Origin of the sequence: Neobacillus vireti (assembly GCF_036962345.1) — a bacterium.
Lineage (GTDB): Bacteria > Bacillota > Bacilli > Bacillales > Cytobacillaceae > Neobacillus > Neobacillus vireti_A.
Map to the genome: position 1 here is coordinate 264,905 of NZ_JBALNB010000015.1, position 23,876 is coordinate 288,780.

The window sequence follows — 23,876 nt, forward strand, 5'->3', positions numbered from 1 at the left end:
GATTCTTTATGTGATGCTCATCATAAAAGCTATATACCCAGTAAGAATAAAGAGCAGGCTCATGAGTAACGCCAACACCTTTGGTGCTTTTTTAATAAAGGTGAAAATGATTAATGCGAGAAAAACCAAAGCCATTCCAAACAGGGTCATGGAAATGATTCCTGGAGAAAAACTTAATGGAAAAATGACCTCACCAGGATGGAATAAACTAAAAATCTTTGAAGTACCTTCTGTTAGGAGCATCCTGCTCAGCTCATGTGGAGGTGAAACTTGTCCAAGTGCACCTGTGATGGAAAATACAACTAAAACTATGACACTTTCCAGCTTCGCCCATGAAAGCGGGTTATAAGAAGGATCTTTTTTTATTCTTTTCCGGATTAAGAAACTGTTAACAAAGGCAAATACCAATAATGGGATAATCGCTAAATGTTTAATTAGCAGCGATTGACCATAAGAAATGGTTGTAACATTCACATAATCCGTTAAATTCATGTGAAAGGTCATTAATGATATTCCCGTAATTGCAGTAATCACTAAGCATAAGAACGCTAGGGGTGAAAACCATTTTAAGAATGTAAGCCAATTGTCATGGTTCTTAGAAAACCAACTAACCACCAAAAGGACTCCAACCCAGGTTGTAATAGCCAAAAAATGTGCTGTGTGTGTTAGAAATCCTGGCAATTTGGATAAAGAGGCTGCATGGCTGGACCAGCCAAGTGAAGCAATCAAAATGAATGTAAAAGCTAGTCCTGTCAGTGCAAATAAAGGTTTTTGCTCAAGTTTAATGGGAATCAGATAAATGAATAAAATCAATGAAATTAGTCCAGTACTGACCCATGTCTTTCCAACTTCGAAATTGGTTAGCACGGATTTAAGTGTATAGCCTAAACCAAGATCCTCATAAATATAGAGAACAATTTTTAATACTGGTAAAAACGAAAAAATAGCAATACCTAGAGCTGCAGCTAAAAGTATACTTTTTGGAATCTTTATTTCCGGCCGCGCTGTTTTAGGGATAAGACTCATAATAAAGCTTCCTAGTAATACTGAAAAACAACTATAAAGCAATGCCTCACTGACGATACCTGCAATAAACATCTAGACGTGTTTCCTCCTAAAAATCAACCAGTAACTTCCGAATCCCAAGATAATAATCAAGGCAATAACTGCTGGCAGCAGATAATTCATCATGCCCGTTTCATCAGAAGCACCGTTTTTTGTATCCGCAGCCTGTTCTTTCATTACGGTTTCCGAATCTATTGTGGATTCTGTTTCGGCTGATACAACTGTAACAGCTTCTTTTGGTTCAACTGAATCAGGGGCAATTGAATTTTCCGGGAGCTGGACACTAAATGGAATATCGCCTTCAAGCGGATGACCGTCCTCCCCAATAATTTTCCAATGAATTGTATATGCCCCGTTTACAAGTTCATTTTCTACATCTGCAATTAATTGATTGCCATTAATGGAAACTGCTGATAGTGCAATAGGAGCATTTTTTTCATCATCTAAGGTAAATGTGCTTGTAGGTTCTACATCCGTTTCAAAAGAAAGCGTGATCGTTTTAAGTGACTCTGTCACAATCTCTCCATTACTTGGAGTAGAATCTTCCAAATGAGAATGGGCAAAGACATTAGCACCAAATAGAAAGATGAATAACGAAGATAGTAAAGCTATTCTATTTAACATCATTTTCAACTCCGATATATTGTTATCTTGCTGCTATACATTCTACCATCTATCTAAGGAATTATATCAATTTCAAAATAATGTTCACAATACGTTCAAAATTTATTTTACCTATACTAAAGGTATTAAACAACTAACCCGCTATAAATCATGGATATGTGTGATATAAATCAATTATTATATAGAAAAAGGATGGTACTCTTGATGATAATCATAATCAAGAGGAGATGAAATGATGAGCAGTTTTCAAATGGAAGGAAAAAAAGCCGTCATAGATATTCGAGAGAGAGTTTTAAAGGGCGAACATCCACGAAGGGAAATTTTAAACTTTGTCAAAACAGCACCAATTGGAACTATTTTTGAGATTCATTTACCACACCGTGCTGAACCGCTCGTTGCAACTTTCCAATCCTTAGGAATGAATGCAATCGTAAAAGAAATCGAACCTGGACATTACCTGCTCATGGCAATAAAGTTAAATGAAATCTAATGCAATTCTGCTAATTTTTTTAACTGGTCCAACTCTAGAATCTTTATTTGGCGCTGTCCCTCCATATGAATTAGTTTTTTAGACATGAATGTCAAAAGCTTTCTGCTGATAGATTCTGGAGTTGTTCCGATAAAACTTGCTAAGTCCTTCTTTGTAATCGGTAATGTGAAGTACCCATTTTCCCTATTCATTTTATCGTGAAAAAGAACAAGCGCCCTCGCAACCCGTTGCTCAACTTCTAATAAACTCATATTTCCAACCGACTCGTCCGCTTCATATAAGCGGTCGTTCATTGCTAGTAAAAATTGAAAAGCTAAATCTGGGTTTTTTTCCACTGTTTTAAGGAAATCCTTTTTTTCTATCGAACATATTACGGTTTCCTGTGCTGGCTCGGCATTCATATAGTGGTTCTCATCTCTTAATAACGAAAATAAACCGAAAAAATCACCCGGAAATAGAAGCCGAACAATCTGTTCTTTCCCTTCTAAAGAAGTTTTCGTCAGCTTAATTAAGCCTTCTTTCACTACAAAGAGCGTTTCCGAGCGATCACCTTCGCCAAAAATATATTCCCCCTTTTTAAACGTATGGCTTTTCGTCACTTTTCGCAATGCCTGTATATCCTGATCCTTCATCCCTTTGAAGACAGGAACAGTCACGAGACAGGAAGATTCATGAGAGCAATGTTCACAACACATTTACCTAACACTCCCCTACTAATAAATTGATTAAAATAAGTTTATCCTTTATTAAATTGCTTTGAAGTGATTCATATCAATACTTGATTTAAGTCAAGGTAAAGTGAGAATCGTTCCTATAAACTAAAGGAAAACTAAGTATTTCAAAAAGGAAAGGGGTTATGTTGAATGAGTACGATACAACTCGCGTTAAACGACGTAGCTTGCTCAGGTTGTATTAGTAATATAAAAAGGAAATTAAAAAGGAATTCGGGTGTGAAAAAGGTTAAGATTTTATCTGGCAGCGGTAAAGTGGAAATTAACTATGATGAAAAGATGATTGGAAGTGAAGAAATCAACCGGAGTATTCATAAATTAACTTTACGGACCTTTGATTAATATATTTATCCTCTCTGTTAAATAATAAGCAAAAACAGGAGGGATTTTTTTGGAACAAAATCAAGATAGTAAGTTCGAAGCAGCATTTCTGCCGATTACCTCAATTGGGAGTGGAATGGGTGTGCTTGTTTTACCTGATGTGTTTTGTTATACCAATCAAATTGTCAATCTTGCTGTAGTTGGTACGAAAGATGACTTTGTTTTAGTTGATACAGGTATGCCAAAAAGTGCAGACGAGATTACGGAAATGATTACAGAATATTTCGATGGAGAAGCCCGTCCAAGTGCCATTGTTTTAACACATGGACATTTTGACCATGTAGGATCATTAGTCGAACTTTTAGAGAAATGGCGCGTTCCTGTTTATGCTCATGAAATGGAACTACCATATTTAACGGGTAAAAAAGACTATCCACCTGGAGACCCGGGCGTAGACTCTGGGCTTGTGGCAAAGATGTCACCGATGTTTCCGAATCATGGAATTAATGTAGGTGAACAAGTAGAGAGACTCCCACAAGATGGATCCATTCCACATATGCCAGGCTGGAAATGGATCCATACGCCCGGTCATACACCAGGTCATATATCACTCTTCCGTGAACACGACCGTGCACTTATAGCAGGAGATGCTTTTGTAACGGTTAAACAAGAATCACTGTACAAAGTATTAACACAAACGCAGGAAATCAGTGGACCGCCAAGATATTACACAACCGATTGGAACGCTGCGTTTGAATCGGTAAAAACATTAGAGGCACTTAAGCCCGAATTCGCCGTTACCGGACATGGAATCCCGATGAATGGTGAAGAATTACGAGAGAACTTAAGTTATTTAGTTGCTAATTTCAATGAAATCGCTAAGCCGAAAAATAGCCGATATACGCATTAATTATATACCCATTCCCGTGATAGGAATGGTTTTTTTATGGACAGTGTTTAATAATTAGGTTAGTATCAGAGGCATGAATGGATATAATATGAAGAAATGAGATTAAAAGGAGTAACATATGTTAAATAACTTAAACCCTTTTTTACAGGAAGCATGGGAAAAGTCTGGATTTCAACAGGCAACCTCCATTCAAGAATCGGCAATCCCGATGATTGTAGAAGGAAAAGATGTAATTGCTGAATCACCAACAGGTACAGGTAAGACACTTGCTTATTTGCTGCCATTGTTAAATAAAATTGAACCCAATTCACAATCATTGCAAGCAGTCGTTCTTGCGTCCTCACAGGAATTGGTCATGCAAGTATATCAAGAATTTCAGAAGTGGTCTGAAGGCAGCGGCATAAGAGGCACTTCCATAATTGGCGGAGCAAACGTTAAACGTCAGCTTGAAAAGTTAAAAAAGCGTCCTCACGTTATTTTTGCAACTCCAGGACGACTTTTCGAGTTAATTAAACAGAAAAAGGTAAAAATGCATGAAGTAAAACTGGTTGTTTTGGACGAAGGTGATCAACTGTTGATACCGGAGCATATCAATACCGTCCAAAACATTGTTAAATCAACGATGTCTGACCGCCAAGTCGTTCTATTCTCAGCAACGATGAAAGCTGGAACAGAGAAATTAGCAAAGGAAATAACGAAGAACCCTGAAATAATCCGAATCGAAAAGGATGAGCTGGCTTCTTCTGGAGATGTGGAGCATATCTATTTCCTTGCAGAACCAAGAGATAAAATTAAACTGCTTGAAAAAATAGCCCGTTTAGACGATATCAAAGCTCTTGCGTTTATCAATGATATCGGTGAGATTCAAGTTTATAAAGAAAAGTTCAATTTTAAAGAGTTATCAACTGGCATTTTACATAGTGATATGAAGAAACTAGAACGGCAGGCAGAGCTAAAGGCTTTCCGCGATGGTAAAACGAAAATGCTAATCGCAACAGACGTAGCAGCAAGAGGACTCGATATCCAGGGTGTCACACATGTTGTTCATGTTGATTTTCCGAGAGATATTGCCCAGTATGTTCATAGAGCAGGAAGAACAGGCAGAATGGGTGCGGATGGTATCGTCATTTCATTGGTAACAGAGCGGGAAGAACGAGAATTAAAGCGGTACTGCCAGGAATTAAAGGTAACTCCTAACAGAAGAATATTTTATAAAGGCCAAATCGCTGAACCAGAACAAAAGGCGAAGCGATAAGAAAAGGCAGCGGGGAAATCCCGCTGCCTTTTAATAATTGCTGGATTTTTATAACTATAATAAAATTTATTATGGGAGGGGAAAACATGGAGAATCCGAAGTTAAAGAAGCTGCTCGATAATTGGATCGAGGAAGCAACAATTACTCAAATACAAGAGAAAATGACGAGCGGAGAGCTGACATCCAAAGAACTTGTGGTACTGTATTTACATAGAATTTCGATTTATGACAAAAGTATTCATTCAATCCTTGAAGTGAATCCTGACGCGCTGCAGATTGCAGCTGCCCTTGATGCGGAACGTAAGGAATTAGGACCACGCAGTGAGCTGCATGGGATACCAATTTTGATAAAAGATAATATTGATACTGCTGATAAAATGCATACTAGTGCTGGATCATTAGCATTAAAGGATTCAATTGCCCTGAAAGACTCTTATGTCGCTGAACAGCTGCGTAAAGCTGGAGCCGTCATCTTAGGTAAAACAAATATGACGGAATGGGCAAACTTTATGGCTTTAGGTATGAAAAGCGGGTATAGCTCACGCGGGGGGCAAGTGTTAAATCCATATGGACCAGGCAAATTCGAAGTCGGCGGTTCGAGTTCGGGTTCGGGAGCAGCAGTTGCTGCAAATTTAGCTGCGGCTGCGATTGGCACGGAAACGTCTGGATCGATTTTAAATCCATCCTGCCAGAACTCACTTGTAGGAATCAAACCGACCGTGGGCTTAATTAGCAGGAGAGGGATTATTCCCATTGCACATACACAGGATACAGCAGGACCGATGGCTCGGACGGTAAGGGATGCAGCAATAATTTTGAATAGCTTAACTGGAAGAGATGAAGGAGATCCGATAACTACAACAAATCCTCATTTAGGAAAAGATTTTACACATCATCTGCGTCAAGACGGTCTCAAAGGAAAACGAATTGGAGTCGATTTAGAAGGATTTATTGAACAGCTAAGTGAAGAAAAGCAAAAAATCTTTCATGATTCGATTGCTATCTTAGAGGCAGCTGGCGCAGAGGTGATTGAAAAAATTGATCTTCCGTGTGCCAATGTAAAGTGGTCGTACGATGTTTTGACTTATGAATTTAAACCTGATTTAAATGCTTATTTAAACAATCTTCATCCTTCGATACCGATTCGTACTCTAAAAGATCTTATTGATTTTAATAATAGGAATAAAGATATTATGCTTAAGTATGGACAGGCTGTTTTGATCCAATCAGAGGAAACAAGCGGTTCATTATCTGAAGAAAAATATGTTAAGGCACTAGAGTTCGATTATTATCAGTCAACTCAGCAGGGGATTGATTATGCCCTCGAACAGTACCAGTTGGATGCTATTCTTTTTCCGAGCGAAGAGGGTTCCCATATTAGTGCTAAAGCAGGTTATCCTACAATTGCTGTTCCTGCCGGTTACACATCAGAGGGAGAACCCTTTGGAATTACCTTTGCAGGCACTGCATACAGTGAACCTCAGTTAATTGAGGCCGCTTTTGCGTTTGAACAAGTAACAAGATTCCGAAAACCACCAGTTCTTGAAGAAGAATAACTTCATTTCATTTCACTCATACTATTTATGAATTTCTCTAAAGGAGATGATTAGTGTGGGAAGAACGAAACTCGGTAATGCCAATGCCCAGCGAAATAACAATCGTAAAAAGGCAATGAAAACAGCTGAAGAGCTCGTTGAATTTGAAACTGGAGAAAATTTAAAACGAAATCGTCCACATGGTAAATAGAGGTATTGCCCCCTTAATCAGGGGGCATTTAATTTTAGATGACTTTTCAAGTCATTGTTCACCGACATTTTTAAGCGGCTTTTTAGCAGGTCCTTCAATTACATCACCAGCATACGAGAACCGAGAACCATGACATGGACAATCCCATGACTTTTCAGCATGGTTCCATTCCGTTTCACAGCCTAAATGCGTACAAGTAGTGTCTACAATATATAACTTGCCGTTTTCGTCCTTATAAGCTCCGGCGCGTTCTCCATTATGCATGACGACAGAGCCTTCTCCGTTCTTTAAATCCCCTGGATCTTTTGGAACAAACTCAAGCTTGCCCTTAAGCAAATGTTTAGCAACATCTGCATTCGTGGAAATAATGGACTTAATATCAGGATCCGCATCAAACCTTGATGGGGAATACAACTCCCGATAGGGATTATCTCGATTTAAAACATAATCAGTTAGAAGATGGGCAGCGAGAATTCCGGTAGTCATCCCCCATTTTTTATAGCCTGTTGCCACTAAAATATTCTCTTTATTTGCTGTTAGCGGGCCAATATAAGGAACGTTATCTAATGTTACCAAATCCTGTGCAGACCAGCGGTAATGATACTCAGATAAATCAAACACCTCTTTAGCAAATGATTCAAGTGCAAGATAATGACTGAGCGTATCCACCCCTTGACCTGTTTTGTGGTTTTCACCGCCTAGGATAAGGAGATTTCCTCCATCAATTGGTGTATAGCGGATCGAACGGCTTGGACTGTCAGCACTGATATACATACCGCCTGGGTACGGCTTATCCGTTTTAATCCCAATAGCGTAGGACCTGTCAGCGTACATTCGTGCAAAATAAAGACCTGGTTTATCGTAAAAAGGAAAATGGGAAGCGATAATCACATGTTTACATGAAACCTTATGTCCACCTTTAATCTTTACCTTTGGCTGTGTGGATTCTACATCTTCGATTCCTCCTGCCACCGAATTTTCATACACCTGACAACCCGCTTTTACTGCTTCGTCCAATAGCCCCTTTAAAAATTTCAATGGATGATACTGTGCCTGATTTCTCATTAATAGTGCAGATTTAATTTGAATATCAAAGGGAATGTTTCCTACTAAGTCACCATCAATACCGAGTTTTTTATAAGCAGAAAATTCAGTTTCAAGTTTTCTCTCATATTGTTCTGTTGTGGCATAAACAAAGGCATCCTGTTTGCTAAAATCACAATCTATCCCTTTTTCTTTAGAGGTATTTTCAACGAAATTAATGGCATTCGAGGCTGATTCGAAATAGTGCTTCGCCTTCTCCTCTCCGAAATGGCTGATTAATTTATCGTAAATCAATTCATGCTGTGCCGTTAGCTTTGCAGTTGTATGACCAGTTGTTCCGTTTAATACTCCGCCAGCTTCAATTAATGCGACTTTTACACCATCTTTTGCAAGTAAGTATGCTGCGGTAATGCCTGTAATTCCGGCACCAACGATCGCAACATCCACTGTGATATCTTGATTCAATTTATCAAAGGTTGGTAATTCAATTTCACGCCAGTAGGTTCTTGGGAAATGATGTGTGTTTTCTGATGAGCTCATAGTCATCCTCCAGATATAATAGTAATAGTTTTAATTTTTCCCAAATTAGAGAAATCATGTATTTTTAACATTTATAAAAAATACTATCTGGAAATAAATTTAGATTGACGAAAGAATCTTGTATTGATATTTTTTAATATAATAACTATTTTGTTAATAAAAAGAGGGTGCAGGTATGGGGAAGCGATTTGAGACAGAAATTTTACATGGAAAAAAGAAAAACAATAATAAAATAGCAAGCAAGGTCACACCGATTTATCAGACCTCTGCATTTTCCTTTAAAGACCTTGATGAATTAGAAGGATATTATCATGGAAATGGCCAATATCTTTATTCACGGGTTGGAAATCCAAATACGGACGAATTAGGGGAGGCGGTTGCAAGACTAGAAGGGGCTCCTGCAGGTGTAACATCTTCCTCCGGATTATCAGCGATTTTAGCAGGCGTTCTGGCTGTGGTGAAACACGGAGAACATATCATTGCAGCGGATGATTTATATGGCGGCAGCTTCCATATGTTAAAAGAGGAATTAAATCAATTTGGGATTGAGACCACGTTTGTCTCCTTCAAAAATCTAAGTGAAGTTGAAAAGGAGATAAAAGAAAACACGAAACTACTTTATACAGAATCGATTACAAATCCGTTGTTAAGGGTAGAGGATATTAAAGGTGTTGTAGACCTTGCTCGTAAGCACCAGTTAAATACATTGGTTGATAATACATTTGCTACGCCATACCACTGCCAGCCCTATCCAATGGGAATTGATTTAGTCGTTCATAGTGCGACCAAATATATCGGTGGTCATAGTGATGTAACAATTGGTGTTCTTACAGGCAGAGAGGATTTAGTGGCCAGTGCGCGCTCAAAAATTGTTAATTTAGGAACCAATGTCAGCCCATTTGAAGCATGGTTGACATGCCGTGGTTTAAAAACATTGGCATTGAGAATGAAAGCACAATCGAGTAATGCCAAGAAATTAGCAGAGGCTTTGTTACATAATCGGTTTGTCGAGAAAGTATATTATCCTTTTGAACAAGAGGAAGATGGTTTTGGTGCAATGGTAACCATCGAGCTGTCGAAGACCGTTGATATCAATCACTTTTTTGGCTCTTTGGACTGGATAAAAATTGCTCCAACTTTAGCGGGAGTTGAAACCACCGTTTCCCATCCATTAACGACTTCTCATCGCTCACTCCCACAAGAAACATGTGAAGCACTAGGTATTACAAAAGAGGTTGTTCGAATTTCAGTAGGGATTGAGCATGCTGAGGATATTATTGCTCAATTTGAATTGGCAATTGAAAAATCACATTAAAAAAATTGAAAGAACCCATAAAATTTAGGGTTCTTTCAATTTTTTAAGACCAATAAAGGCAGTTTCCCTTCATGGTTACTTAGCCCGATGGATGATTGGTAGTATTGGAAGCAGAGGATTGTTTTTTTCTGATTTTTCCAACTAGAATTAAAAGCAACGGTAAAATAAAACAGATAGTTAAAGAATACGGAGTCAGTGTGTTAGCATTAAAATAATTAATAGATGAAACATTTGGAAGCAAAAAGATAGAAAGCGATACGATTAAAAATGATAATGGAAAAATAAGAATTTGGTAATTTTTCAATTCAAATAATTGTGCCAGACCAAGCGTGAGCGCATAATAGGAAATCGTCACCTTAAAATAAATCGTAAACACCCAAGTGATCGCTACAATCACTTCAACCCGTTCAAAAAATTTTCCAATGCTTATCGTTTGCCCTAAAACATAAGTAGGGTATGCTTGTCTGGAGGTGAATTCAGGTCCCAATACTAAAATACTGAATAGAACAATAAGGGATAAGGTGAAGCCCCCCATGACTGTACCTTTATAAAAGGATTTTTTTATGTCTGATTTTTCCGCAACAAATGGTGAAACCATTAATAATATGAGTAACTGTAAATAGGGTATTCCCAAATGGTGATAGGATCCACTTATTATGGGTTTTATACCTTCTCCAAAAATAGGTTGAATATTTTCAAATTTAAGCTGTGGAATAAGCAATAAAAATAACATGGATAGCAGCAAGATAACCCATGGGAAAAAGATTAATGCTGTACGGCAGATAACTTCCAAGCCTAATCGGACACCGATGACACTTGTCAATACAATTAAGATTATAATGACTTGAATAGGTGTTTCAATCATTATTTGCGTTGTGAAAAAATCACCGATCGCTCTATACCCGCCAGAAATAATAATTAGAACATAAATTAGATATAGAACAGAAGCTAATTTGCCAAACCATTTTCCTAAAATTTTTTCATTCATTTCTACATAAGTCATGGATGGATAAAGGGAAATTAACTGGTTATATACAAATATTATTAGTAAACCTGAGAGAATCGTTATTGCAGCGGCAATCCAGGCATCCTGTTTGGCTATAGCCGCAAGTAAAGCGGGTAATGAAATGATGGCGGTTCCAACTGTATGGGTAAATACGATAATACTAAATTCACCGGCAGCCACTTTTCCTTTCTCAAGCATATCGATTGTACACCTCCTATGACAGAATCCGATCGAAGTAAAAAGTTATTGGACTGAAAATTTCCGTTAACAAGTCCAGAGGTGTTGGAATGGAAACATCTTTGCTTAATAGAATTGCCAAGGTCATACCGGCTGAAAGCAATAGAAAATAAACAATCATTTCTCGCCGCCATTTTTTTTTCACAAGCGAGGGAATTTCGTAAAGAGAAATAATCGCCCCGATCAATATAATTCCGAATATAGCCCACATGGATTATTGCTCCTGGATTTCTTTTTGAAATGAATCATTAATGGTGCCTAAACGACGGATTTCTGCTTTTACATTGATGGTTACTTCCAATTTTGCAAATTCTTGATCCCAATCTTGTTGAAGGCGTTTCCAAGCTTTTGGATTTTCCCGGTGAATTACTTCCCCGAAACCAAAGATATCGCTTTGATAATCCTCTTGGACCTTTTTAATGACAGCTTCTATTGTTCCTTTAATTGATTTTTGATATTTTTCATTTAGTTCTTTGATTTTTTCAGGCTTAGTTAAATCGAATTTGCACCCCACTTCACCGACATTTCCTTCTGAAGTTACGTTTATAGAAATTTTCGGTTTCCCTTTCTCCATTATCCCCTTGAGTTTTGTTTTTGAACGGATGGTGGCAACTGTGATTCTACCGTCCTCACAAGGGAAAGTTACGATTGTTGCCTTCACTTTATCGGTAATATAATTAAATCCTTTACTCTCTTTCTCATTTAACCACCCGATCAGTTTATCATTCTTAAATACTCCAATATCGTCAATCTTTATGCCGGTTTTTGGGGAAACATTTTGTACATTTGAATAAGCACTGCCGGCCTCAGGATTTCCATAAACATAAACTCCCGTTAAAATAGGTTCTTTTCCTTTGCTAATCATGCTCGTTACTAATTCGTTAATCGTAACGGTCGTTGTCGGAGCCCATATTTTACCAGATGTTTCTAAGGCATTGGAAATTTTGGTTCCTGGGTTTTTTTCCAGAGCTGTTTGGACATTAAGAATATCGTATGCTTTCGATCCTTTAGCAACAGCTAGGAAAAAGTCCGAACGGATTTCATGATGCCGGGAAAAAACATCGACGACTTTTCCGATTCCTTCTTTCGCCAGTTCCTCTCCAATAACAATTTGGCGGAGATGGGCTACATAAATTCTTCTTGGTACATCGGTTGATAATCTCCTCATGGCTTCAAAAATGGTGTCTCCCGTTTTCATAAATCTTATTACTTCCGTCCGGCCGGTAGAGGTTTTTCCGGCAATCTCTGCTGGATTAACAATTTGAACGGAAACCTGGTATCCATCCTTTGATTTATCAATGCCAATGGCTGTTACAATAGCAATCTCATTCAACTCTTTTCTGCTCCAGCAGGCGGTTAGAAGACTATTTATTATAAGGAACATGATGAAAAAGCTTATGACTTTTTTCATTTTACAACCTCTTTCAGGTTTCCCAAATTAATCCGATGGTTTCGGAGAAGGTGTATCTTCTCTTATTATATCTTTCTGACTTATCAACCTGGGCCGTGAAAATAATGACCAATGAGGAATTCGTATAATACTGTCTTTTTGATCCTTTAAGATAAATGGTGCAAAAGGGGTTAAATAAGGGACCCCAAATGATCGTAAGCTGTTGAGATGAAGGACCATCACGATTAAACCTAAGATAATTCCAAGTAATCCAAACGATGCTGCAAGTAACATAAACAAAAAGCGAAGAATCCGAACGGAAATGGAAATATTAAAGTTGGGTGAAACAAAGCTACTAATAGCTGTTAAGGATACGATAATGACCATAGAGGCAGATATAATTCCCGCTTCCACGGCTGCTTGACCAATTACTAATGCACCCACAATTGAAATGGATGAACCTACAGCTCTAGGCAATCGCACTCCTGCCTCACGCAGGACTTCAAATGTTAATTCCATCATTATTGCCTCAACTATTGCTGGAAAAGGAACTCCTTCACGCTGAGAGGCTAAACTAATGAGTAATTGAGTCGGAAGCATCTCTTGATGAAACGTTGTAACAGCAATATAGAGTGATGGAGTTAGCAGGGCTAGAAAAAATGATATATACCGAAGTAATCGGATTAATGTGGCGATATCTGCCCGTTGATAGTAATCCTCGCTTGATTGCAAAAAATGTACAAAAAGTGCGGGTACGACAAGGACAAATGGTGTACCATCGACAAGTATTGCAATTCTTCCTTCTAATATTGCTCCGGCTACCGCATCTGGACGTTCGGTATTATAAACAGTAGGGAAAGGTGAGTAGGTTTCATCTTGGATCAGCTCTTCAATATAGCCGCTTTCAAGAATCGCATCGGTACTGATTCGATTTAACCGGCTTTGTACCTCTGCAACCGTTTTATCATTGGCAACGCCTTTTAAGTACATCATCGCAACGTCTGTTTGTGTTTTCGTCCCGATTTGTTGTGTTTCAACCCATAGATTGGGATCTTTTATTCTACGGCGTATTAATGCTGTATTTTTCCGCAGCGTTTCTGTAAATCCATCTTTTGGACCCCTTACAACGGTCTGGGAAGAAGGCTCCTGTACACCACGGTCAGACCAATGTCTTAAACTTATAGCTAATGCCTGTGGATAACCATCAATTAAAAGAATCGAATCCCCGGATAACAACTGCAGATAGAGCTTCTGAAAATCATTGATATCACTCAACCCTGCGACAGGAAGAGAATGGGCTTTTATCAAACTAAACAGATTTGATTGATCGCTAACCAGAAAATCCAGCTCTGCATTTCGAATTTCATACATAAGTGTGTTAAGAACAAAATCTTGAAGCTCGGAAGAATTCGTTAATCCATCTGTGAAAATAATGGCAATTTTGATTTCGCCATTATGACCAGCCTCAAATTCCCTTATGACAATGTCTGTACTATTTCCAACTGTTGTTTTTATATAATCAATATTCTCTTTAAGGTTCAATGAAATATCGATACTTTTCTGGGTTTTTAAAGATTGGCTTTGGTCTTGCGACTGTTTTTGAACTTGATTTATATCTTGAGTTGCGTTCGGAGATCCACTTTGATTATGATTCTTTTGCTGTTTAAGCATTTTTTCATTTTGTTTATCTTGTACTAATTTTTTTATTGGAATAGGAATACGGGTTTTCATTTCCAACCCTCCTCAAAAACCAGTTTGTATGTTTCTATACTTTCACTATAAATGGTAAATTATCCATCCCTGCTAGAAAATGACAATCCCCCTTCGAATACCACAAAAAAAGACCATCAAATTCTAAATTGATGGTCTTTTCCATATACATTTTTGACTTAGTGCGCAGGAATCAGAACCCATTACGGTTTTTACCCTATCCTTCTTATGTTAATCAACATCCTTCTTTACCGGATCAATACGGGTGGAGTCTTCAGAGTTAAGTGTTCCTCTTAAAAAATAAATCATAGTGCCTCCAACAAAACCAAGACAGATGACAAACCCAATGGTAGTAACCCACCATTCAGCCATGCTAATCCCCCCTTTGTATTGTCCAGCTCCAGGCGTCATCAGCTCGAGGGAAAAGGATAAATCGCTTTTTTCTCGGTCACAAGCCAATAACAGTCGCCTTACGCTTTTCTAATTTATATGCAAAGGGGGAGTCTTTATTTACTCCTTCTTTTCAAGTTCCGTATAATAATCTACTTTTTTTATATTAACCCCTACAAACGTTTCAATGATCGATTGTCCGCCGGCAATCGAGAAAATTAAAATAATCACAAAGGTTATCCGTGGAAATAGCAGGTATCCGCCACCAAGGAAGATGGCACTCCAAACGCCAGCACACCAGTAACATTTTAATAAATACCCAAACATTGATTTCGGTACCTCTTTGGTTACCATTCCATGATTTGTTTCTACTTGAACCTTTTTCATAAAAGGCTTACGGATAAATTCAGTAATTTTGTCAAAAACAATTAAATGGGTTAAACGATAACTCGCTAGAATTAACATGACATAGGTCATCCACGAAATATCTCTCACATTTTCTCCTCCGGTATTTCAATTAAAAATTTTCCATCTGTATATTTTGAGCTTTAAATCAAAAATATATATCGGAGGAGGTGTAAAATGAAAAAATCATTTTGGATAAGTCTACTGTTTTTACTTTCACTTATTTGTATTCCAAGTGTTTCATTTGCCCAGCAAATACATACTGTTCAGTCTGGGGATACACTTTGGAAGATCGCAGTTCGTTACCAAGTTGGGATAACTGAAATTATCTCAGCAAATCCCCAATTTAGGAATCCAAACTTGATATATCCAGGAGATAAGGTTACGATTCCTAGTTTTGACGCAACAAAAAGCATTGAAAGCCAAGTTGTTCAATTAACGAATCAAGAACGTGCAAAACATGGGTTAAGGCCATTAACACAAGACTGGGAGCTCTCCAGGGTAGCCCGTTATAAATCCATGGATATGCGGGATAAAAACTATTTCAGCCACACAAGTCCGACCTATGGAAGTCCATTTACCATGATGAAAAACTTTGGTATTGCCTATCGTGCAGCAGCAGAAAATATTGCTGCAGGACAAACGACGGCACAGGAAGTAGTTCAGGCTTGGATGAACAGCTCAGGTCACCGCGCCAATATATTGAGTGGAAATTATACGCATATCGGTGTTGGTTATGCGAAAGGCGGATCGCAAAGACATTATTGGACACAAATGTTCATCTCCAAATAAACACGTGAAGGGTCAGTTCCTATTAGGGGCTGACCCTTTCTACGTCTCAAGACCGAGAAGAAAATCAAGCGCTGGGTCGTTATAGGAAAATCGTAATAAAGGTAAGATGAAATCAAGATAAAGAAAGGAGGAAACAAAATGAAGAAATTTGGTTTACTTGTAGCTGGTGGAGTTGCAGCCATCATATTGCTTTCAACAATAGGTCCCATGATAGGGCTGCTAGTTGGAATCGCGGTTTTGTATTTCATTTTCAAGCAGTTTTTAAAGGCCGAATCAACAGGAGGAAAGATTTTACTTGGGATAATTGTTTTTTTTGTCCTAATGGCTTCCATCCATAATGCTCCTGCAATTATTGGTGTACTTGCTGCCTATGTACTTTATCTTGTTTATAAAAACTGGAATAGCAGCAAAAGGACTGTTGTAAAAGAGGATTCTGACCCATTTGTAAATTTTGAAAAACAATGGAATGAACTAAACAAACATTAATTAAGGCTCTTTTCTTATACTTTGTTGCATTTTATAAAGAAATTTAATGTCTGTCGCTGTTACCCTATAAAATTGCAAAAATTTAATAAGAAAAGCGCCAGCAAACTAAATTCTTAAGCGTAAAATAACTATTTGCACGTTAAAATCGGCTTTAAGATTTTAACAACGAACTTTACAAAAACAAACATTAATCAAAGGAGAGAAGCAAAATGACAAACTTATTTACAAGAATTAAGGATACCATCATGGCTGATTTACATGAGGCAGTTGATCAAAAGGAAAAGAAAAATCCAATTGCCCTTCTCAACCAATACCTTCGTCAATGTGAGCAAGAGACAGAAAAGGTAAGAAAGCTCTTAGAACGTCAATACGCTTTGAAAGATGAATTCACTAGAGAATACTCTCAAGCTGTGGAGTTAGCAGGAAAAAGGAAGTATCAAGCAGAAATCGCTTCTAAAGCAGGAGAAATGGAACTTTATGAGTTTGCTTCAGCAGAACATCAGCAATACTCTAATCGTGTAGAACGCCTTGCTGCTTCTCTTGAGCAAGTAAAAAATGAACTTGGAGAATTAGAAAGAAAATATGAGGAAATGAAGCACAAGCTAAAAGATATGCATATTCGCCGCTTAGAATTAATGGGACGTGAGAATGTAACACGAGCCAATCATCGGATGAACCAGGTTTTAGATTCAAATACTGATTCTAATAAGGCATCCTCTCATTTTCAGGAAATTGACAATTACCTAGATCGTTTAGAGCATCAAGTAAATAGCTCATACTACCGTGATACAATTGATGCAAGGATTGCTCAATTAGAAAAAGAAATGAAATTAGAAGAAAGCAAGTCCATTTAATAACTAAAACATGGTATTCTAAAAGAGGTGCAGTATGCTGTACCTTTTTAGACTAAACACTAATAAAAGGGAGGGGGGCCGAATGTTAAAAAATGCGAAAAGTGATTATACGGGATGGCTGGTCATCATTGGGATTGTCGTTCTGCTGCTAGAAATCCTATTTTTCAACAGTGGTCTGATTTTCTCCCTTTTCTTATCTTTTGCAATGATCTATTACGGTCGGAAAAAGTCAGGGAAAAAGAGGGGAAAATACCTTTTCTTTGCCGGAATGATCTTTTTAGTTATTAGTGTTTTTAGTATGATGACCTTTAAATTTTTACTTCTGGCCATTTTACTTCACTTAATTATTCAATATTCTAATTCGAAAAAGAATCCTAATAAAATTGCTTTTGATATAAAGGAATCTGAACAGGTACAACTGGAAGAGACACTTATTAAGAGCAAGCCGCTCTTTGAGAATATATTATTTGGTCAGCAAAAAACACCAAACAGTGTTTATGAATGGAACGACATTAACATTCACACTGGAATTGGTGATAACATCATTGACCTTAGTTATACGGTTTTACCAAAAGGTGAAACAGTCATCTTTATTCGCAATGTTTTTGGTAATATCCAAATTCAAGTGCCCTATGAAATAGAAGTTAGCGTTCATCACTCATGTGTGGTTGGTTCTACTACTGTTTTTGATCATCATCAGCCTCAGGTTTTTAACCAAGCATTCCATCTTAAGACAGCAGGCTATGAGCAAGCAGAGCAAAAGGTTAAAATCTTCACATCCTTGCTGGTGGGGAATTTAGAGGTGAGCCGCATATGAGCGCTGTCCAAAGGCAGATACTTTGGAACGTCGGCTTTTCACTCATTCTTGCTTTGGGTGTTACTGGGGCGTATCTCTTTGTATTTCCCATTTCCGATTGGTCGGAATTATGGAATCGAGATTTTATGGATATTCCTTTTGTGATTTTTATACCGGCATTCAGCATTGCCGTGGGAATAGTACTAGGAATCATTTCAGGCTTTTTTTGGAGAAGACAGCTCACATCTGTTGAACATTCTTTACACCATTTAGAGCAGGGGAGACAGACTGCTTCAGAAGGAAAACCGACCCTCTCTGAAATGCAAGGGATTGCAGAGTATATTGACCGAATAGGCAGGCAAATGGCTGAACAAGCTAAGCTTTCCCAACGATTGGCTACAGAAAAAGTTGAGGATCAAGAAGCCAGGATTCAAGAAATTATTGAACAAGAGCGAAATAGACTCGCACGTGAATTACATGACTCCGTTAGTCAACAATTATTTGCTGCTTCTATGATGATGTCCGCCATTAATACAACAAAACAAAGTTCTAGTGAAGATGATAGAGAAGCAAAGCAGTTAAAAATGGTGGAAGAAATGATCCATCAATCCCAACTTGAAATGAGAGCCTTACTTCTTCACTTACGTCCAGTTGCCTTAAAAAATAAAACACTTCAAGAAGGAATTGAAGAGTTATTAATCGAATTATCACAGAAAGTAACAATGGAAATTAAATGGAAAACAGAAGAATTTCCACTTGATAAGGGAATAGAAGATCATCTTTTCCGCATTCTTCAAGAGTCTGTATCAAACACACTTCGGCATTCGAAAGCGAACAAACTAGAAGTGTTATTAATAAAGCGGGATGACCTTGTCATTTTAAGAATTGTTGATGATGGGATTGGTTTTGAAGTCGATAACATGAAGGCTGGTTCTTATGGTATGCAGAATATGCACGAGCGAGCGCTTGAAGTTGGAGGCACGTTAAAGGTGGTTAGTGTAAAAAGTAAGGGTACGCGGCTCGAAGTGAAGGTACCGGTTATCAAAAATGGAGATGGTGTAGATGATTAGAGTAGTATTTGTTGATGATCATGAGATGGTGCGTATTGGTGTTTCTGCATTTTTATCCGCACAGCCAGACATTGAAGTCGTGGGTGAGGCTGCTGATGGAAAAAGGGGAGTGGAGCTGGCACTTGAACTGAGGCCTGATATTATTTTAATGGATTTAGTCATGAAGGAAATGGATGGTATTGAAGCAACAAGAAAAATCATTGAAAACTGGCCCGAAGCGAAGGTAATCATTGTCACAAGCTTTTTGGACGATGAAAAAGTTTACCCTGCACTAGAGGCAGGCGCCACCAGTTATATGCTTAAAACCTCAAAAGCAGATGAAATTGCGAATGCTGTCCGCGCTACATATCATGGTCAGTCGGTTCTTGAGCCTGAAGTTACGGGGAAAATGATGGTTAAAATGCGCCAGAAACATCAACAACTGCCACATGAAGAACTCACCACCCGAGAAATGGAAATCCTCCTGTTGATGACTGAGGGCAAAACCAATCAAGATATTGCAGATGAATTATTCATCGCCTTAAAAACCGTCAAAACCCATGTCAGTAATATACTAAGTAAACTAAACGTCCAAGACCGTACACAAGCAGTCATTTATGCATTTAAACACGCGTTAATAAAATAACCCAAAAAACTTTCCAATCTGAATAGTTGGAAAGTTTTTTTAAATTAACTATTGAAAACCATTATCAATTACTGATATGATACTAACGAGAATGATTATCATTATTGGTGATGGGGGACATTTACATATGAAATTATTAAAAGTTTCGGGAAGTTTATTATTGTCTAGCAGTCTATTATTTGGTTGTGCTAATTCAAATGAAAATTCAGCCAAGGAGACGGCAAATGAATCAAAGAATTCTGTGTCTGATTCATTTTCTGGAGTAACGGATGAATACCGAAAGTATGCTATAGGAGAAATTGAAGAATTTGTAAAGGCAACTGAGGCATTTACAACAGCAGTAAAAAATGGAGATGTAGATGAAGCTAAAGCACTATATGCCTCGTCAAGAGTGCACTATGAGCGTGCAGAACCGATAGCTGAAGTGTTCGGAGAACTTGATCCGAAAATTGATGCGCGTGAAGGCGATGTCCCAGAGGATGAATGGGGAGGCTACCACCGCATTGAGAAAGGATTATGGGTCGAAAACACAACTACTGGTTATGAACAATATGCAGATCAGCTGATGAAAGACGTAAATCTTTTACGAGCAAAGGTAGATACAGTCGAAGTTACGCCTGACCTATTAATTACAGGGGCGGTAGACCTCTTAAATGAAGTATCTACTTCAAAAGTGACAGGTGAAGAGGATCGCTATTCTCATACTGATTTATTTGACTTTGCTGCGAATGTAGAAGGTGCGGACAAAATTTTCCAACTTTTAAATCCTGCGTTAAAGAAGAAGGATGAGGAACTTTCTAAGGAAATTCAAAGTCGCTTCGATGACGTTTTTAGCTTATTAAATAAGCATAAAAATAATGGAGGATACAAGGTCTATACGAATCTGTCGGAAGCTGAGGTAAAGGAACTTAGTCAAGCAATTGATGCGCTCGCTGAACCACTTTCGCAAATTGGTATTGTAACGGAGGCATTATAGATGTCTAAGAATGAGTACATCATTGAAGGGGAATCTCTTGAAGGGAAGAAAATTTCACGAAGGGATATTTTGAAAACAGCTGGAGTTGGTGGTGCAGGGATTCTAATCGGTGCCTCTGGACTAGGAGGATTGTTGTCTATTACAGAAGGGAAGGCATCAAGTGCGAAGGTGAGTGACGTTGTTTCATTTTATGGAAAGCACCAAAGTGGAATTACGACAAAACCACAAAACCATGTTTATTTTGCTGCCCTGGATGTGACAACTTCTAGAAAAGAAGATTTAATAACCCTTTTTAAAGAATGGACGCAGGCTGCAGCATTAATGTCTGAGGGTAAACCAATCGGGGAACTCTCTAGTAATGAATTTCTTCCGCCAAAAGATACGGGAGAGGCGGAGGGATTATCAGCCTCTAATTTAACGATTACTTTTGGGGTCGGTCCTAGTCTTTTTATAAAGGACAACCAAGACCGGTTTGGATTAAAAGTTAAGCAGCCTAAGGAATTAGTAGACCTTCCCGCATTTTCCTTCGATGCATTAGAAGAGGAATGGACTGGAGGAGATTTATGTATTCAGGCTTGTGCGGATGATATGCAAGTAGCATTTCATGCGGTAAGAAACCTAATTCGAATTGCGAGGGGAAAGGCTGTTTTAAGATGGGCACAGCCAGGATTTCAGCGAACGAAGCAGGCAGATGCAAAAGAAGGAACACCTAGAAATCTGTTTGGCTTCAAGGATGGAACGGTCAACCCTGATGTAAAAAGTGAAAAACAGATGAATGAACATGTTTGGGTTCAGCCAGGTGATGGACCGAATTGGCTTCAGAACGGCAGTTATCTTGTTGTTCGAAGAATCCAAATGTTTATTGAAGTCTGGGATCGTACCAATTTAAAGGAACAGGAAAATACCTTTGGAAGATATCGTGAAAGTGGTGCACCTTTTGGGAAAAAAAATGAATTTGATAAACTAGATTTAAACCACAAGCAACCAAACGGGGAAGATACAACCCCTGTAGATTCGCATGTTCGGTTATCACATGGAGATGGATCGCAGCAAATTCTCCGCAGAGGGTATTCTTACTCAAATGGAATGGATCTGAAGACGGGGAGTTTTGACGCAGGTCTACTTTTCTTAAGTTTCCAACGTACACCAAGTAAACAATTCATTCCAATACAAAAGAGACTTTCAAAAATGGATAAGTTGAATGAATATATTTCACATCGAGGCAGCGCCCTTTTCGCCTGTTTACCAGGAACGAAACAGGGAGGTTTTATAGGAGAGACACTCTTTATGTAATGTTTTTCCTATTATAGAGGAGAGAGATAGATGCAAATGTTATGGAAGCCCTTTATATTACTTATATCTTTATTCATTATTTTTCAAACTGCCCACCAGGTGGCCGCAGCAGAAAATCATGACGAGCTGTTTGTACTAATTGGCGATAGTTTAATGAAAGTGAAATCAGGTGATCAAGAAACGGTTTCGAATAACATTGAACAGTTTGCTAAGGAATGGATGAAAATCAAGAATCCTAATAGTGAACAGGCAAAATCGGTTAATCAAGATTTGGAAAAGGTTCAAAATATACTAGCAAAAGGGGAAGTAGAAGAAGAGATGCTTTATAATAGTATCTCAGCATTATCAAGTTCCCTGGTAAAGTATGATACAGAACAGAACCCTGTAGATCGAACAAAACAAACAGTCAAAATCAAGAAATTGCTCCCGCTCCTAGAGAATCTGAACGGAGCTATTTTAGATGGGAATATAGCGAATATAAAGATCCAGTATCAAACACTAATGGATCAATGGAATGTTTCGGAAAAAATCGTCCATGATGAAAGTATTGCTTCTTACGGGAATATTGAAAAATACATGGCTTTAATCCGAATTTCAATTACTCAAAACCCTGTAGATCTAAAAAAGGCTGAAACGAATGTAGCTAAATTAACACAAGAAGTGGAGAACTTTTTAGCCGGTAAATTTTCGAACCAGGTTAAAGGTGATTTTTCTTTACCAGACCTTTCCACGCTATTAAAGAAGACAGAAAAAGAGATTGCCAATAAAGATTATAAGAGTTCTATTAAGTATTTAAATGACATCCTCAACATTTGGCCAATCGTTGAAGGGGAAGTACAAACGAGAGACAGTAAGTTATATAGTGAGATTGAAACAAAAATACCAACAGCTATCAGTATTCTAAGTTCTGATAAGGTGGATGGTTCAAAGGCATTGGCTATAGTTAAGGATTTAAATATGAAATTAGAACCATTAATTAGTAAAACCAATTATTCATTTTGGGATTCTGCACTTATTTTATTAAGGGAAGGGATAGAAGGATTATTAATCATTGCAACCTTACTTGCCTTTTTAAAGAAAATGGGTCAGTCATCTCAACAGAAATGGATTTGGGCAGGAGTGGCAGGTGGAATCATAGCAAGTGCATTACTTGCCGTTCTTATCAATATTATTTTCTCTAAGATTACTGCAGCTTCAAGTCGAGAATATATTGAAGGAATAACGGGTATCTTGGCTGTGGTTATGATGTTATCCGTTGGGGCATGGCTTCATAAAAAATCTAGTATTGAAAATTGGAATAAGTATGTAAAGCAGCAGATGCAACAAGCCATTGCAAAAGGAAGCCTCTTTTCATTTGCCATAATCAGTTTTCTTTCGGTTTTCCGGGAAGGGGCAGAGACGATTATTTTTTACACCGGAATAACACCGTATACAAGCATGCAGCAGCTTGTTATGGGGATTATTCTAGCAGTAATCATTTTAGCTATTTTCGGCTTTACGATTATTTACTACAGTGTAAAAATACCAATTCATGTATTTTTTAAAGTGGCAACCTTTGTAATTTATTTCTTAGCATTTAAAATGCTAGGAATTAGTATCCACGCTTTACAGATTTCTAAGGTTTTTTCGACGAGTACAGTTATTAACTTCCCGTTTGTTGATTGGATTGGATTGTACCCTACATGGGAAACCACTTTACCACAACTATTGTTAGTTGTTGTCATTCTATTTATGACGTGGGGAGTTAGAAAACAGACGATAACAAAAACTGTTTAGAAAGGGCAAAGTGCCCTTTTTTTTATGCT

Annotated in this window: 26 protein-coding genes; 16 read left to right on the top strand and 10 right to left on the bottom strand. The window is 38.0% G+C overall.

Annotated features, from left to right (window positions below; translation table 11 throughout):
- Window positions 1-6 precede the first annotated feature (6 nt).
- Window positions 7-1,098, bottom strand: coding sequence for a copper resistance D family protein (locus V7108_RS19185; protein WP_335511452.1), 1,092 nt, complete (start codon window positions 1,096-1,098; stop codon window positions 7-9).
- Window positions 1,099-1,689 (bottom strand): copper resistance CopC family protein, encoded by a 591-nt coding sequence (locus V7108_RS19190; protein ID WP_335511450.1) that lies wholly within the window; start codon window positions 1,687-1,689, stop codon window positions 1,099-1,101.
- A gap of 235 nt (window positions 1,690-1,924) precedes the next feature.
- Between V7108_RS19190 and V7108_RS19195 the strand changes: the two genes are divergently transcribed.
- Window positions 1,925-2,179, top strand: a complete 255-nt coding sequence (locus tag V7108_RS19195; protein WP_335511448.1) for an amino acid decarboxylase — start codon at window positions 1,925-1,927, stop codon at window positions 2,177-2,179.
- Here V7108_RS19195 and V7108_RS19200 read toward each other — a convergent pair.
- A complete protein-coding gene (locus tag V7108_RS19200) occupies window positions 2,176-2,874 on the bottom strand; it encodes a Crp/Fnr family transcriptional regulator (RefSeq protein WP_335511446.1) in 699 nt (232 codons plus the stop codon). The two genes, V7108_RS19195 and V7108_RS19200, sit on opposite strands and share 4 nt — an antisense overlap.
- 168 nt (window positions 2,875-3,042) lie before the next feature.
- Between V7108_RS19200 and V7108_RS19205 the strand changes: the two genes are divergently transcribed.
- From V7108_RS19205 to V7108_RS19225, 5 genes are all read left to right on the top strand, one after another.
- Complete coding sequence (locus tag V7108_RS19205; RefSeq protein WP_335511444.1) at window positions 3,043-3,252, top strand: heavy-metal-associated domain-containing protein; 210 nt, start codon at window positions 3,043-3,045, stop codon at window positions 3,250-3,252.
- Window positions 3,253-3,301: 49 nt separating this feature from the next.
- Entirely contained in the window at window positions 3,302-4,141 is an 840-nt protein-coding gene (locus tag V7108_RS19210) for an MBL fold metallo-hydrolase (protein ID WP_420489199.1), read from the top strand.
- 118 nt (window positions 4,142-4,259) lie between these two features.
- Window positions 4,260-5,396 carry a DEAD/DEAH box helicase gene (locus V7108_RS19215; protein ID WP_335511442.1) on the top strand — a complete coding sequence of 379 codons (1,137 nt, stop codon included), beginning with the start codon at window positions 4,260-4,262 and terminating at the stop codon, window positions 5,394-5,396.
- A gap of 86 nt (window positions 5,397-5,482) precedes the next feature.
- Complete coding sequence (locus tag V7108_RS19220; protein WP_335511440.1) at window positions 5,483-6,952, top strand: amidase family protein; 1,470 nt, start codon at window positions 5,483-5,485, stop codon at window positions 6,950-6,952.
- Window positions 6,953-7,007: 55 nt separating this feature from the next.
- Complete coding sequence (locus tag V7108_RS19225) at window positions 7,008-7,142, top strand: hypothetical protein (RefSeq protein ID WP_335511438.1); 135 nt, start codon at window positions 7,008-7,010, stop codon at window positions 7,140-7,142.
- Between the two features lie 51 nt (window positions 7,143-7,193).
- Here the strand turns inward: V7108_RS19225 and V7108_RS19230 are convergent, their stop codons facing one another.
- Window positions 7,194-8,726 carry an FAD-dependent oxidoreductase gene (locus tag V7108_RS19230; RefSeq protein ID WP_420489200.1) on the bottom strand — a complete coding sequence of 511 codons (1,533 nt, stop codon included), beginning with the start codon at window positions 8,724-8,726 and terminating at the stop codon, window positions 7,194-7,196.
- Window positions 8,727-8,901: 175 nt separating this feature from the next.
- Between V7108_RS19230 and V7108_RS19235 the strand changes: the two genes are divergently transcribed.
- On the top strand, window positions 8,902-10,041 hold the full coding sequence (locus V7108_RS19235; protein ID WP_335511434.1) for a trans-sulfuration enzyme family protein: 1,140 nt from the start codon (window positions 8,902-8,904) through the stop codon (window positions 10,039-10,041).
- Between the two features lie 79 nt (window positions 10,042-10,120).
- Here V7108_RS19235 and V7108_RS19240 read toward each other — a convergent pair whose 3' ends face one another.
- From V7108_RS19240 to V7108_RS19265, 6 genes are all read right to left on the bottom strand, one after another.
- The gene (locus tag V7108_RS19240) at window positions 10,121-11,245 is read right to left on the bottom strand and encodes a GerAB/ArcD/ProY family transporter (RefSeq protein ID WP_335511432.1); all 1,125 of its coding nucleotides are present in this window, start codon (window positions 11,243-11,245) and stop codon (window positions 10,121-10,123) included.
- 16 nt (window positions 11,246-11,261) lie between these two features.
- Window positions 11,262-11,495, bottom strand: coding sequence for a hypothetical protein (locus tag V7108_RS19245; protein WP_335511429.1), 234 nt, complete (start codon window positions 11,493-11,495; stop codon window positions 11,262-11,264).
- A gap of 3 nt (window positions 11,496-11,498) precedes the next feature.
- Entirely contained in the window at window positions 11,499-12,695 is a 1,197-nt protein-coding gene (locus tag V7108_RS19250; RefSeq protein ID WP_335511427.1) for a Ger(x)C family spore germination protein, read from the bottom strand.
- A gap of 27 nt (window positions 12,696-12,722) precedes the next feature.
- Window positions 12,723-14,345, bottom strand: coding sequence for a spore germination protein (locus V7108_RS19255; RefSeq protein WP_420489034.1), 1,623 nt, complete (start codon window positions 14,343-14,345; stop codon window positions 12,723-12,725).
- A gap of 270 nt (window positions 14,346-14,615) precedes the next feature.
- Window positions 14,616-14,756 (bottom strand): hypothetical protein, encoded by a 141-nt coding sequence (locus V7108_RS19260; RefSeq protein ID WP_335511423.1) that lies wholly within the window; start codon window positions 14,754-14,756, stop codon window positions 14,616-14,618.
- Between the two features lie 138 nt (window positions 14,757-14,894).
- Complete coding sequence (locus V7108_RS19265; RefSeq protein ID WP_335511421.1) at window positions 14,895-15,269, bottom strand: DUF1360 domain-containing protein; 375 nt, start codon at window positions 15,267-15,269, stop codon at window positions 14,895-14,897.
- Between the two features lie 87 nt (window positions 15,270-15,356).
- Between V7108_RS19265 and safA the strand changes: the two genes are divergently transcribed.
- The 9 genes from safA (at window position 15,357) to V7108_RS19310 (ending at window position 23,847) form a co-directional block, all read left to right on the top strand.
- Entirely contained in the window at window positions 15,357-15,971 is a 615-nt protein-coding gene (gene safA, locus V7108_RS19270; RefSeq protein WP_335511419.1) for a SafA/ExsA family spore coat assembly protein, read from the top strand.
- Between the two features lie 138 nt (window positions 15,972-16,109).
- Window positions 16,110-16,457, top strand: coding sequence for a flagellar basal body rod protein (locus V7108_RS19275; protein WP_335511417.1), 348 nt, complete (start codon window positions 16,110-16,112; stop codon window positions 16,455-16,457).
- Between the two features lie 209 nt (window positions 16,458-16,666).
- A complete protein-coding gene (locus V7108_RS19280; RefSeq protein WP_335511415.1) occupies window positions 16,667-17,311 on the top strand; it encodes a PspA/IM30 family protein in 645 nt (214 codons plus the stop codon).
- An 82-nt stretch (window positions 17,312-17,393) separates the two neighbouring features.
- Entirely contained in the window at window positions 17,394-18,128 is a 735-nt protein-coding gene (gene liaF, locus V7108_RS19285) for a cell wall-active antibiotics response protein LiaF (protein WP_335511413.1), read from the top strand.
- The gene (locus V7108_RS19290) at window positions 18,125-19,177 is read left to right on the top strand and encodes a sensor histidine kinase (protein WP_335511411.1); all 1,053 of its coding nucleotides are present in this window, start codon (window positions 18,125-18,127) and stop codon (window positions 19,175-19,177) included. Before liaF ends, V7108_RS19290 begins: the two co-directional genes overlap by 4 nt.
- Window positions 19,170-19,802 carry a response regulator transcription factor gene (locus V7108_RS19295; protein WP_335511409.1) on the top strand — a complete coding sequence of 211 codons (633 nt, stop codon included), beginning with the start codon at window positions 19,170-19,172 and terminating at the stop codon, window positions 19,800-19,802. Before V7108_RS19290 ends, V7108_RS19295 begins: the two co-directional genes overlap by 8 nt.
- Window positions 19,803-19,929: 127 nt before the next feature.
- On the top strand, window positions 19,930-20,778 hold the full coding sequence (efeO, locus tag V7108_RS19300; protein WP_335511407.1) for an iron uptake system protein EfeO: 849 nt from the start codon (window positions 19,930-19,932) through the stop codon (window positions 20,776-20,778).
- Window positions 20,779-22,071, top strand: coding sequence for an iron uptake transporter deferrochelatase/peroxidase subunit (gene efeB, locus V7108_RS19305; protein ID WP_335511405.1), 1,293 nt, complete (start codon window positions 20,779-20,781; stop codon window positions 22,069-22,071).
- 30 nt (window positions 22,072-22,101) lie between these two features.
- A complete protein-coding gene (locus V7108_RS19310; protein ID WP_335511403.1) occupies window positions 22,102-23,847 on the top strand; it encodes an FTR1 family protein in 1,746 nt (581 codons plus the stop codon).
- Window positions 23,848-23,876 lie beyond the last annotated feature (29 nt).